Here is a 14,364-nt window from a genome sequence, read left to right as displayed (position 1 = left end):
GGTAATACTGGGAATGTAACCTTGAAAAAACATTTTCGACAGTTGAATTGTATCCACAAACACCGCTTGACTGGCATGATGAGGATATACCCAAAGTATAGGTATAAAAAAAGCCCTCAATTTTATTGAGGGCTTTCAGCTAGTATAGGTTGGATTAGGTAAAAGGTCAATCCCATTTAAGTTCTGTATCCAACGTTGAAGGTTTGGAAGACGAAGCTCCCGCGGGCTCTTCAGTTTCCTGTGCATGATCGAACTGACTGAAATCCACAGTAGGCATGAGTTCATGCTTTACATGATTCACAGTGTTGGTAAGTGCTTCGAGGAATTTATTAAAATCTTCCTTGTACAAGAAGATCTTGTGTTTCTCATAAGAGAATCCATCTTCTTTAAAGCGCTTCTTACTCTCAGTTATTGTGAGATAGTAATCATTCGATCGAGTCGATTTCACATCAAAGAAATACGTCCTCTTGCCGGCCTTTACTTTCGCTGAGTAAATTTCGTCTCTGCCGTTTGTCTTGTTCTCTTCCACAATCCTTCAGTTTTTAGGGTTAGGTTCAAGTTTGGTTCCAACTAAGTTAGTACTTTGGTTATTGATTCCAAACTAACCAAATACTATTTCGTTAACGATTTCGGTTTGTACTAATAATAAAGCTTTATTATGTCCAAATAATCAACAATATTCGGCTTTTCCAAATACGTGAAGGCAGACCTCAATCAAATCAATCAAAACAGCAGCCTTGAACTACTCGCTCATCAGCTTGTGGAAGGCTTCATCACGGGGCTTCATAAGTCTCCGTATCACGGTTTTTCTGTTGAATTCGCAGAACACAGACTCTATAATGAAGGGGAAAGTACGCGCCACATTGACTGGAAAGTATATGCGCGGACGGATCGGTTATTTACGAAAAGATATGAAGAGGAGACTAACCTCCGGTGCCTTATCGCACTGGATATATCTGCCTCCATGCTATATCCTGCCGATTCAAAAGCAAAGATCAGATTTAGTAAATATGCCGCGGCAGCTCTCTCCTATTTATTAAACAAACAACGTGATGCTGTGGGACTCTGCCTTTTCTCTGATGTGATTCATGAGATTACGCCTGTAAAATCATCGCCTACACATCTCGATAAATTGCTCCGACTATTAAATGATATCGAAGATCGAAAACCTGCACAGACAAAAACCAAGGTAGCCAAAGTATTACACGAGATCGCAGAGAAAATTCATAAGCGATCATTGGTTGTGATCTTCAGTGATATGTTTGACTCCGATGAAAGTACGGATGATCTTTTTAAAGCGCTACAACATTTGAAGCACAACAAGCATGAAGTAATTGTATTTCATGTTATGGACAACGAGACGGAATTACTATTCAATTTCGAAGACAGGCCGATGGAATTTATAGACCTGGAAACAGGTGATCGCCTTAAATTAAATCCCGCGGATATAAAACAATCTTATCGGGAAGAAGCTGATCAATTTCACAAGGCATTGAAAATGCGATGCAATCAGTACAAAATAGATTTCATTGAAGCTGATGTGCAGAGCGACTTCAACAATGTACTTCAAACGTATCTGATAAAACGAGCGAAGATGAAATGAGGATTATAAAAGTATTTATCCGTTAATAGTTGTTAGACACCTATTAACGGATAACACTTAACTTGATTTAAGCTTCTACTTCCTGGTGGAGCCAGGCTTTCTTAGCCAACAACTCCTCTTTGGTTTCTACATAGTCAGGATCAGGCACGCAACAATCCACTGGACATACAGCTGCGCACTGAGGTTCTTCATGGAAGCCTGTACATTCTGTACACTTTCCAGGAACGATATAATAAAATTCATCGGAGACAGGTGTTTGGGCATCCTTCGCATTTACTGCGGACCCGTCCTCCAATTCTACTTTCTCTAATTTAGTACCCCCGGCCCAATTCCACTCGCGGCCACCTTCATAGATCGCTGTGTTGGGGCATTCCGGTTCGCATGCACCACAGTTGATGCACTCGTCCGTAATAATTATTGCCATGCTTTATCTAATTTTGGTCCGTTTACCAATTACAAAAATAATCTAATCATCTCATAAAACGGTCACCTCTCCATAAAAGTTTACGACAGATGAATGTACATGTAAGAATAAATGCTTTTGTTTCATTAGGCCAGTCTTTACAACAACTCAGTGATGATAATTTTCAAGCGTTAACAGAGAAAGTCGCCAGAGAAAATCCCTGGTTTACCAAAGAGAACGTTCGTATGGCTATCAATGGAGTTGTAAAACTTCTTGAAAAACAAAATCTGGAAAAGTGGTTGTCACAGTATCAACTTAAAGAGGAATCGAAAAAGATAGCGCTCGTGCTTGCCGGTAATATACCTATGGTAGGATTCCATGATTTGCTTACTGTATTGATCAGTGGAAATGTCGCGGTGATAAAACTCAGTTCAAAGGATACTGTGCTACTAAACTATATACTCAATACTTTGTGTAGCATTGAACCCTCATTCCGCTCGAGAATTGAATTGGTCGAACAGCTTAAAAATTTTGATGCCGTGATCGCTACCGGGAGCGACAACTCCGCGCGTTACTTCGATTACTATTTTAGCAAGTATCCTCACGTCATCCGAAAGAACAGAACATCGGTCGCTGTCTTAACAGGAAATGAAAGTGAAGAAGATTTGATAAATATAGGAGTCGATATCTTTAGTTACTTCGGACTAGGCTGCCGGAATGTTTCCAAGATATTCCTGCCGACAGATTATACTTTCGATAAATTTTACCCAAGCCTTGAAAGATATCAACCGATCATCAATCACCATAAATACTGTAACAATTACGACTATCAAAAATCAATCATGCTGGTAAACCAGATACCTTTTCTGGACAACGGTTTCCTTATGCTTCATGAAAGTACCCGGATGGTCTCTCCTATTTCCGTTGTATACTATGAGCGCTATACGAACCGCGAAGAGTTATCAGAAAAATTGAAAGCCTCGGAGGACAAGATTCAGTGTGTTGTGGGTAAAGATGCGGGAATGATTCCTTTTGGCAAAGCACAGTATCCTGAGTTATGGGATTATGCAGATGGGGTGGATACGTTGAAATTTTTATCAGAGTTGAATTAAGGTATACACTATAGATTCGCCTCTAAAGAGAAAGCCCCGAATAACAACCTTGTCATTCGGGGCTTTTAATTTATAGTACGCTATTCTATGGCTTCGCTCCTCGTAATACTTCTACCCATCCTGTTATCGCACTTCCTTCACCAATCTTGAGTCGATAGAAATATATACCATCCGATACATCTTCTGCTTCCCAGTTGTTCTGATAACTATTGGTAGAGTAAACCTGCTTACCCCAACGATCTGTTATTACCAGCTTAGCATCTGCATCCGGTAAATTTCGGATAAAGAATACATCGTTTGATCCATCCTCGTTCGGTGTAAAGATGTTCGGTATATAGATATCGGTATCCAGCGGAACACGTCCGACAATTTCAATCACACACCCTATAGAATCCATCACCTGAACACTATAGCGACCTGCAGGCACATTACTATAGTTCTTTTCATACTGCAAGTTATTATTCACCAATACTTCTTCCCAATCAGATTGATATGCCTGGCCACCAACGGAAGCTGAGTCAAGTTCAATACGGATCTGGTATGGTATCTGTCCTCCGGTGAAACTACCAACCTGCATTTTACCCGTAAGTATATCCGGATACGATTCACTGGTAACTCCTACTTGCGCAAAGAGGTGTGGTACTACTTTATAATCTGTAAGTTCAGAAGACAATAAACAGAACGTTGAAGACTGAACCTGGTTGATCTGAATCTGGTATTCATCCGGCAGTTGCAAGAATGGATGATCTGCATATTCTAATAATACACTGCCAGTAACCGGAATGGAAGACACCGGATAAGTCTCCAACACTATATTGGTGAACTTCTTGAACACCTGAATTTCAAAAGGTATCCCTGGCTCGCCTGTAATGTTTGTCAAAGATATAGAGACTTCATTGTTGTTACAGATCGGTACAATATCGAATGTGATTGCATACACACCGTCAATTGTAAATGGACCTTGTCTTGTCGCACACAGTGCTGAAGCTCCTTTTGCAAAGATATAGTACGTTCCTCTTCCCAATGAATCGAATGTAAGTGGAACATCATTAGTAGGATCGAATGTGGTGTACGTTCTATATTTCGTAGGCTCTACGAGTGGATCAGCACTTATACCAGCCTGATAAGTTCCAGGGTTGGTAAACTTTACCACTAACTTTCCGCTAAGCCCATTGTTTGTACATGTGGCTGTAACAACTGCTGCTGAGAAGTCAATGAAACCAGGGAAGGTGACATTGGCTGCAAAAGTCTGCTCACAACCTCCGTTATCTTTTACAGTAAGTGTATATGCGCCTCCGGGTATAGCGAGGAATTCATTCGCTGCCTGGAATGTTGTTCCGTCCAACGAATATGTATAAGGTCCTCCTACTCCACCTGTAGCGGCTATATTCTTAATCTCACCATCATTACCGTTACAAGTAGAAGACGTGATATCGAATGTAGCGTTGATGACAGGATTTGCATCTTGCATGACAACGGTTACTGCTGCGTTACAAGGATCTGATGAATTTCTTCTCACGCTTATCACGCGTTCGAATGTAGGTGCAGCTCCTGCTGGTATACCCGTGATCTGGCTTCCTGCTGTAAACGTCTCCCAGGTAATTCCATCGAGAGACCATTCCAACACGTTTCCGGTTTCACCAACTATATCCAATGTGAGAGCTCCTGTTGCAGAACCTGCGCAAACTGGCTGAACTATATTTGAAGCGACCGGAGTACCTACTGTTCCTGACTGGTCAATCGTAAACGTTCCTGGTTTAACACAACTTGCATCGCCATAGGTAATGGTATACGTATATGTACCCATTGGCAGATTCAACATGGTTGTGTCATTATAGTTTGTTCTTGTTATCGTCAGGTTTGTACTGGATATACCATCGATTCTGATTATAACACCTACCGTATTAACTGCAGGAACCAATGGATCTATCGTGAACGAAACCCAGCCATTGGACAACGTACAGGTCGCCGGATGAGGATGCGGAACGATTCTTACCGTAGCACAATTGCCTGTACCACCACCGCTACATCCGCCCGTGTTCGATACGTTCACTACAATTTGAGTTGCAGGGCTTTCACCACAAGTATATACAGCCGTTACCTCGTACGTAAAGGTTCCTGGTGTTGTACGAATTAATTCGGCTCCTGGTGTAAAACTTCCTGTCGGTGTAGTCGCCAAGAGTGTTCTTGTAGATGGCGCTGTAAACAGATACCATCTGAAGCTTGTAGCTCCAGGAGCAGTTGCAGTCAACACGGGTGCCGGGTTGTTAACACATACCGTAACAGGACTTGTAGCTACAGGTGATGCTGAGAAATTAATCACTACATCATCTATACTTGGTGTACATGATCCGTTGGTAATTACCCAGCGTAATGTATACGAGTTTCCGGCTACCCCTACAAATTGAGATGTAGGACTCGTTGGTGTAATTACAACGCCACCCGTTCCACTTATAATTGTCCATACACCCGCTCCCACCGTTGGTGTGTTCGCAGCAAGTGTTGTTGTAAATACTCCACAAAGACCTTGATCAGGACCAGCGTTTGCAACTGTAGGAGCTGCGTCCAATTTGATCGTTACCTGGTCTGATGTTGTCGCGCAAGCATTAGCGATTGTCCACTGAAGAACATAAGTCTGTCCGGCTGTGCCTGTAAATATAGTAGCAGGGTCATTGTCATCTGCAAAGCTTCCGCCCGTACCACTTATAACTGTCCAGGTACCTGTACCAATCGCTGCTACATTCGCAGCCAGCGTTGCAGTGGTAGCACATACTGTTTGATCTGCTCCTGCATTGGCTACAGTCGGAGTTACGTCAAATGAAATCGTTACATCGTCCGTACTTGGTGTACATGTTCCGCCTGTATCTATAGTCCAGCGTAATATATAAGTTGCTCCGGCTGTACCGGTAAATGTACTTACTGGACTTGCAGCATCACCAAAGTTTCCACCTGTACCACTTACTACTGTCCATGCTCCAGTACCAACCACTGGTGTGTTTGCAGCGAGCGTTGTAGAAGTCAAGCACACAGCCTGATCCGGACCAGCATTTGCCGTTGTTGGCGTATTGATATCAAAAGTAATAGATACATCATCTGAACTTGGTGTACATGAACCATTGCTGATGGTCCAACGAATTACATACGTGGCGCCACCTGTACCTGAGAATGTTGTTGTAGGATTCGTATCATCGGCAAAGACACCACCTGTACCACTCACTACAGTCCATTGACCTGTACCAACTACAGGTGTGTTACCCGTTAATGTAGCAGGGCCACAAACGGTTTGATCTGCTCCTGCATTGGCTACTGTAGGCGTTGCCTCAAGCTCGATTGTTACCTGATCAAAAGATGAACTACATGAGTTTGCTATAGTCCACTGAAGGACGTAAGTCTGACCTGCTGTGCCTGTGAACACAGTAGCAGGATCGTTATCATCAGCAAAGCTTCCGCCTGTACCACTTATGATTGTCCATGTACCTGTTCCGATTGCTGCTGTATTGGCTGCCAACGTTGCTGTTGTAGCACATATACTTTGATCGACTCCTGCGACTGAAGTAGTTGGAGCTACTTCCAATGCGATTGTTACATCATCCGTACTTGGCGTACAAGTTCCACCGGTACTGATTGACCAGCGTAATATATAGGTAGTTCCTGCCGTACCTGTAAATGCTGTTGTTGGATTTGCAACATCCGTTAACACTCCACCGGTACCACTAATTATACTCCATCCGCCCGTACCTGTTACAGGTGCATTCGCTGCAAGCGTTGTTGATGTTGTACATATAGACTGGTCAGAACCAGCATTCGCAGTTGTAGGCGTATTGATATCGAAAGTGATGGATACTTCATCTGTACTCGGTGTACATGATCCATTACTGATCGTCCAGCGAAGCACATATGTACTACCTCCGGTACCCGAAAACGTTGTTGTTGGATTCGTATTATCTGCAAAAGTTCCACCCGTTCCACTTACCACAGTCCATTGACCCGTGCCAACGGTTGGTGTGTTTGCCGCCAATGTAGCAGGACCACAAACGGTCTGATCAGGACCAGCGCTCGCCGTTGTCGGTGCTACTTCAAATTCAACTTCAACATCATCAAATGTAGTTGCACATGATCCGGTTATTGTCCAGCGTAATATATAGGTGGTTCCCGCTGTACCGGTGAAGGTTGCAGCAGGAAGTGCATCATCGTCAAAGCTTCCACCAGCGCCACTTACTATAGTCCACTGACCTGTGCCTATAGCAGCAGTGTTTGCTGCAAGCACTGTGGATGTACCACATACTCCCTGGTCAGGACCGGCATTTGCCGTTGTTGGTGTATTAATATCAAAGGTGATCGATACATCATCTGTACTCGGTGTACATGATCCATTGGTGATCGTCCAACGTAATATATAGGTTGAACCTGCTGTGCCTGTGAAAGTAGTTGCAGGATCAGTATCATCTACTAAACTTCCCCCTGTGCCACTTACTATAGTCCACTGACCTGTGCCAATAGTTGGAGTGTTCGCTGCTAATGTAGCAGGACCACAAATGGTTTGATCAGTACCTGCATTCGCTGTTGTTGGAGCAGACTCGAGTTCAATGGTTACCTGATCGGAAGAAGGTCCGCATGAGTTTGTTATAGTCCACTGAAGAACATAAGTCTGTCCGGCGGTGCCTGTGAACACAGTAGCAGGGTCGTTATCATCCGCAAAGCTTCCGCCTGTACCACTAATAATTGTCCAGGTGCCTGTACCAATTATTGCTACATTAGCAGCCAGTGTTGCCGTTGTAGCACAGACACTTTGATCAGTACCAGCATTGGCGGTTGTAGGCGCAACTTCAAATGCGATCGTTACATCATCGGTACTTGGTGTACAAGTTCCACCGGTACTGATTGACCAGCGTAATATATATGTAGATCCTCCTGTACCTGTAAATGCTGTTGTTGGATTTGCAGCATCCGTTAACACTCCACCGGTACCGCTAATTATACTCCATGCACCTGTACCTGTTACAGGCGTATTCGCCGCAAGCGTTGTTGACGTTGTACATACGGCTTGATCAGCACCTGCATTTGCAGTAGTTGGTGTATTGATATCAAAGGTAATCGATACATCATCTGTGCTGGCCGTACATGATCCATTTGTAATTGTCCAGCGTAATATATATGTAGATCCTCCTGTACCCGAGAATGTTGTTCCCGGATTAGAAGCATCTCCTAAGCTTCCACCTGTACCACTAACTATAGTCCATTGGCCTGTGCCTTCGGTTGGCGTGTTCGCTGCTAATGTAGCAGGACCACAAACCGTTTGGTCAGGACCTGCGTTCGCTGCAGTCGGAGCCTGGTTGATTGTTATCACCACGTCATCTGTACCTGCAACGCATGAACCTGCTGGATCATTTGTGGTTAATGTGAGTGTTACTGTACCTGCTGCAATCTCTGTGGCACTTGGCGTATATACTGCAGTTAGTGTTGTGTTGTTCGGAGCAAATGTTCCCGTACCTCCACTCCACGTTCCGCTTGAAGCAGATCCTCCGACAGTACCTGCCAGAGTTACTGTACCTCCCGCACATATATCCTGATCTGTACCTGCATTTGCTGTTGCTGCATCATCGATAGTAATAGTGACGTTGTCACTTACTGCTGTACAAGATCCTGTAGGATCATTTGTTGTCAAAGTGAGCGTAACCGTACCTGCAGTTATTTCTGCCGCAGTCGGTGTATATATAGCGTTAAGTGTAGTATTGTTAGGCGCAAATGTACCAGCACCGCCCGTCCATGTAGCGGATGTAGCGGCACCTCCTATAGTACCAGCAAGTGTTACCGTACTACCTGCGCAAATAGTTTGTGCTGCACCTGCATCTACGGTTGGCGCTGGACTTATCGTTATCACAACATCATCTGTTGCTGCTGCGCATGGGCCACTCGTTGTAAGCGTTAAGGTTACAGTACCGGCTGTAACTTCTGCGGCACTTGGTGTATATACTGCCGTTAAAGTAGTGTTGTTAGGTGCGAAAGTTCCTGTTCCACCACTCCAGGTTCCTCCTGTCGCGCCTCCTCCAACTGCTCCTGATAATGTGATTGTGCTACCAGCACATATAGTTTGATCCGGACCAGCACTTACCGTAGCGGCAGGGCTGATTGTTATCGTTACGTTATCTGTTAATGTAGAACAAGGCCCGTTGGTTGTCAGGGTTAAGGTTACTGTACCGGCTGTAACTTCGGCTGCACTCGGTGTATAGACTGCATTTAATGTAGTTGCGTTTGGAGCAAATGTTCCGGTGCCTCCACTCCAGGTTCCACCTGTAGCGGAGCCGCCTACTGTACCGGCTAATGTTACTGTATTACCTGCACATATAGCTTGATCAGGGCCTGCATTTACCGTTGCCGCAGGACTGATTGTTATCGTTACGTTGTCTGTCACCGCAGCACAAGGTCCTGCCGGATCATTGGTTGTTAAGGTTAAGGTTACCGTACCCGCTGTGATTTCCGCAGCACTTGGAGTATAGACTGCAGTCAGTGTCGTGTTGTTAGGAGCAAATGTACCCGTTCCACCTGACCATGTTGCCGATGTTGCAGAACCTCCTATTGTACCAGCCAATGTAACAGTGCCACCTGCACATATAGTTTGTGCCGGACCAGCATCTACGGTAGCAACCGGGCCGATCGTGATCACTATATTATCCGTTCCCGCAGTGCAAGGTCCGGTCGTAGTTAATGTCAATGTTACTGTACCGGCCAATACCTCAGCGGCACTTGGTGTATATACTGCACCCAGCGTTGTGTTGTTCGGAGCAAATGTTCCTGTACCGCCACTCCATATACCTCCGGTAGCTGCGCCACTTACTGATCCTGCAAGTGTTACTGTACTTCCTGCACATATAGTTTGATCAGCACCAGCGTTTGCTGTAGCCGCAGGACTAATGGTAATGGTCACGTTATCGGTTACAGTCGCGCATGGTCCAGTCGTTGTAAGCGTTAAGGTTACCGTACCGGCTGTAACTTCAGCTGCACTTGGTGTATATACTGCACCTAACGTTGTGTTGTTGGGAGCAAATGTTCCCGTACCACCACTCCACGTTGCGCCTGTAGCAGAACCTCCTATAGTACCTGCAAGTGTTACTGTACCACCTGCACATATAGTTTGATCAGGACCTGCACTTACAGTAGCGGCAGGGTTAATTGTAATCGTTACGTTATCTGTTAATACTGCACATGGACCACTTGTTGTCAACGTTAAGGTTACTGTACCGGCTGTAACTTCAGCGGCACTCGGTGTATATACTGCACCTAACGTTGTGTTGTTGGGAGCAAATGTTCCCGTACCACCACTCCATGTTCCTCCTGTGGCAGAACCTCCTATTGTGCCGGCAAGTGTTACTGTACTTCCTGCACAAATAGATTGATCAGGACCAGCATTTACTGTTGCTGCCGGACTGATTGTGATCGTTACATTGTCTGTTACAACTGCGCATGGGCCACTCGTTGTTAATGTCAGCGTTACTGTACCGGCTGTTACTTCAGCTGCGCTCGGTGTGTATACCGCGCCCAATGTAGTATTGTTAGGCGCAAATGTACCTGTACCTCCACTCCATGTACCGCCTGTGGCAGAACCGCCTACTGTACCTGCAAGTGTTATCGTACTACCAGCACATATAGATTGATCAGGACCAGCATTCACTGTTGCCGCAGGCGTAATGGTAATTACTACATTATCATTCACAGAAGGACAAGTTCCTGCAGGGTCGTTCGTAGTTAATGTCAATGTTACCGTACCAGCTGTTATCTCAGCTGCACTCGGAGTATATATTGCAGTTAATGTAGAATTGTTTGGAGAGAATGTACCCGTACCTCCGCTCCACGTTGCGCTTGTTGCCGAACCACCTATCGTTCCGGCTAAGGTAACGGTGCTACCAGCACATATAGTTTGTGCCGCACCGGCATCTACAGTTGCAGGTTGATTTATAGTAATCGTTACATTATCCGTTGCTGCTGTACATGTTCCGGCAGGATCATTGGTTGTTAATGTCAATGTTACTGTACCGGCTGTTATTTCAGCTGCACTTGGAGTATATACTGCATTTAATGTTGTGTTGTTCGGAGCAAATGTTCCTGTACCTCCACTCCATGTAGCACTGGTAGCTGAACCGCCAATAGTACCGGCAAGTGTTACTGTACCACTTCCACATATAGTTTGTGCAGGGCCAGCATCCACAGTTGCAGCAGGACTGATTGTGATTGTTACGTTATCTGTTGCCGCTGGACATAAACCTGCAGGATCGTTCGTAGTAAGCGTAAGCGTTACTGTACCGGCCAATACTTCAGCTGCACTTGGAGTATATACTGCCGTTAATGTAGAGTTATTCGGAGAGAATGCGCCTGTACCTCCACTCCAGGTTGCGCTGGTTGCTGAACCTCCTATCGTTCCAGCCAAAGTAACTGTACTACCTGCACATATAGTTTGTGCTGCGCCTGCATCAACTGTTGCAGGTTGATTGATGGTAATCGTTACATTATCCGTTGCTGCTGTACATGCTCCGGCAGGATCATTGGTTGTTAATGTCAATGTTACTGTACCGGCTGTTATCTCAGCTGCACTTGGAGTATATACTGCATTTAATGTTGTGTTGTTCGGAGCAAATGTTCCTGTACCTCCACTCCATGTAGCACTGGTAGCTGAACCGCCAATAGTACCGGCAAGTGTTACTGTACCACTTCCACATATAGTTTGTGCAGGGCCAGCATCCACGGTTGCAGCAGGACTGATTGTGATTGTTACGTTATCTGTTGCCGCTGGGCATAAACCTGCAGGATCGTTCGTAGTAAGCGTAAGCGTTACTGTACCGGCTAATACTTCAGCAGCACTTGGAGTATATACTGCAGTTAATGTAGAGCTATTTGGAGAGAATGTTCCGGTGCCTCCACTCCAGGTTGCGCTGGTCGCTCCACCGCCTATTGTTCCGGCAAGCGTTACTGTACCGCCAGCACATATAGTTTGTGCGGCACCAGCATCTACGGTAGCCACCGGATCAAGGGTGATCGTTACATTATCCGTTGCTGCTGTACATGTTCCGGCAGGATCATTCGTTGTTAATGTCAATGTTACTGTACCGGCTGTTATTTCAGCTGCACTCGGAGTATATACTGCATTTAATGTTGTGTTATTCGGAGCAAATGTTCCTGTACCTCCACTCCAGGTTGCACTGGTAGCTGAACCTCCAATGGTACCCGCGAGTGTTATTGTACTGCTTCCGCATACAGTTTGTGCAGGGCCAGCATCTACAATTGCTGCAGGACTGATTGTAATTACTACATTGTCTGTGGCTGCCGGACATAAACCTGCAGGATCATTCGTAGTTAAAGTAAGTGTAACAGAACCTGCAGTAATCTCCGCAGCGCTTGGCGTATATACTGCGTTAAGTGTATTAGCATTCGGAGCGAATGTTCCTGTTCCTCCACTCCATGTAGCACTTATCGCTGCTCCTCCAATCGTACCTGTTAAAGTAACTGTACTGCCTGCGCATATAGTTTGTGCGGCCCCAGCATCTACGGTTGCTATAGGATCGAGTGTAATAACAACATTATCCGTGGCTGCCGGGCAGGGCCCTGCAGGATCATTCGTAGTTAAAGTAAGTGTAACAGAACCTGCAGTAATCTCTGCAGCGCTTGGCGTATATACTGCCGTTAGTGTTGTATTATTAGGGGAGAATGTTCCTGTACCACCGCTCCAAGTTGCACTGGTAGCGGAACCGCCAATAGTACCCGCGAGTGTTACTGTACTGCTTCCGCACACAGTTTGTGCAGGACCTGCATCTACAGTTGCTACCGGACTAATCGTAATGATTACATTATCGGTTGCCGGTAAACATGGACCAGCCGGATCATCGGTTGATAATGTTAAGGTTACAGAACCTGTCGCTCTATCATTTACTCCAGGAGTATAGATCGCACTCGGGTTTGTTATATTGTTGAATGTACCGTCTCCGGATGTACTCCAGGAAACACCAGTAGCTGATCCTCCGAAAGTACCAGCCAATGTTACTGTACTGCCCGCACATATAGTTTGAGCAGGCCCTGCGTCTACCGTAGCCGTTGCGTTAATTGTGATAACAACATTATCGCTTACAGCAGGACAAGGTCCCAGCGGATCATTCGTAGTCAATGTAAGCGTTACTGTACCGGCTGTTATCTCAGCTGCACTCGGAGTATATACTGCATTTAACGTCGCGTTGTTCGGAGCAAATGTTCCTGTACCGCCACTCCACGTTGCACTGGTAGCGGAACCTCCAATAACACCAGCCAGCGTAGCTGAACCTCCATTACATATAGTCTGAGGAGCGCCCGCATCTACCGATGCAGGTGTACTTCTTGTAATCGTTACGGTTGATGTTGTTCCGGTACACGTAAGTCCTGAATCTGTTATAGTCCAGCGAAATACGTTGGCACCAAATGACAAACTACCTACAGTAGTTGTTGGTGAATTAGCGTTCCCGAAAGTTCCAGTTCCCGATACAACCGTCCAAGTACCGATCTCTCCGGTACCGGCTGCATTACCTGCCAGTGTTGTGTTGTCAGCGCAAACCGTTTGATCTGCTCCGGCATTCGCTTGTGTTACGACAGGTATAGTGACGGATATAGTTGTCTCGCATCCGTTGGCATCAGTTGCTGTTACTGAGTATGTGCCGGCATCTATATCTGTTCTGTCTTCAGAAGTAGCTCCATCTGACCATAAAAATGTATAGGGAGATGTACCTCCTGATGCCGTTATGTTCACGTCGCCTTCTCCTATACCAACCGATGGATTACAATCCGGGTTGATTGAATTTACAGTAATCAGAAGTGGATTCGCAGGTTCATCTATTGTGACAAATGTTGTTTTGCGCTCGCAAATTATAGTACCACCACCACTTGCCTGGACAACAACTCTATATTGACTCACGCCAGCGTTAGCAGGAATACCAAACATTTCGGCACCTGGTTCAGTAAGTGTACCGTTACCAGTCTGAAAGGTCACTGATGTGCTTGGTGTAGTCACACTACCCAGTAGTGTCAATCCTCCATCATCATAGTATAAATCATAACGAAACGGAGCTACACCGGTATTTGTCGTTACTGAAATCTGACCATCGTTGCCTCCGTTACAGTTTACATCCTGACTGGAAACATTTATCGTTAAACATTGGCCTATAGCCGAGTGCGATAAAAAAAGAAGTGGGAATGCTAAGGCGAAAAAATATTTGTAAAGAGTTTTCAGCATA

At 45.3% G+C, this 14,364-nt stretch carries 5 protein-coding genes; 2 read left to right on the top strand and 3 right to left on the bottom strand.

Translation table 11 applies throughout. The annotated features are described in order from the left end of the window. Positions 1 to 166 precede the first annotated feature (166 nt). A complete protein-coding gene (locus B5Y40_RS07700; RefSeq protein WP_079686096.1) occupies positions 167 to 529 on the bottom strand; it encodes a DUF3276 family protein in 363 nt (120 codons plus the stop codon). Positions 530 to 697: 168 nt separating this feature from the next. On the opposite strand from B5Y40_RS07700, the gene B5Y40_RS07695 reads away from it, so the two are divergent. Beyond that, a complete protein-coding gene (locus B5Y40_RS07695; RefSeq protein WP_079686095.1) occupies positions 698 to 1,603 on the top strand; it encodes a DUF58 domain-containing protein in 906 nt (301 codons plus the stop codon). A gap of 67 nt (positions 1,604 to 1,670) precedes the next feature. Here B5Y40_RS07695 and B5Y40_RS07690 read toward each other — a convergent pair whose 3' ends face one another. Continuing rightward, a complete protein-coding gene (locus B5Y40_RS07690; protein ID WP_079686094.1) occupies positions 1,671 to 2,027 on the bottom strand; it encodes a 4Fe-4S binding protein in 357 nt (118 codons plus the stop codon). Positions 2,028 to 2,116: 89 nt separating this feature from the next. Here B5Y40_RS07690 and B5Y40_RS07685 point away from each other — a divergent pair, with 89 nt between their 5' ends. Further along, a complete protein-coding gene (locus tag B5Y40_RS07685) occupies positions 2,117 to 3,118 on the top strand; it encodes an acyl-CoA reductase (protein WP_079686093.1) in 1,002 nt (333 codons plus the stop codon). Between the two features lie 85 nt (positions 3,119 to 3,203). Here B5Y40_RS07685 and B5Y40_RS07680 read toward each other — a convergent pair whose 3' ends face one another. Then, complete coding sequence (locus B5Y40_RS07680; RefSeq protein WP_079686092.1) at positions 3,204 to 14,363, bottom strand: T9SS type B sorting domain-containing protein; 11,160 nt, start codon at positions 14,361 to 14,363, stop codon at positions 3,204 to 3,206. Between the last annotated feature and the right edge of the window lies 1 nt (position 14,364).

This window comes from Ohtaekwangia koreensis, from assembly GCF_900167975.1.
GTDB classification, from domain to species: domain Bacteria; phylum Bacteroidota; class Bacteroidia; order Cytophagales; family Cyclobacteriaceae; genus Ohtaekwangia; species Ohtaekwangia koreensis.
This window is presented reverse-complemented; position numbering and strand designations above follow the sequence as displayed.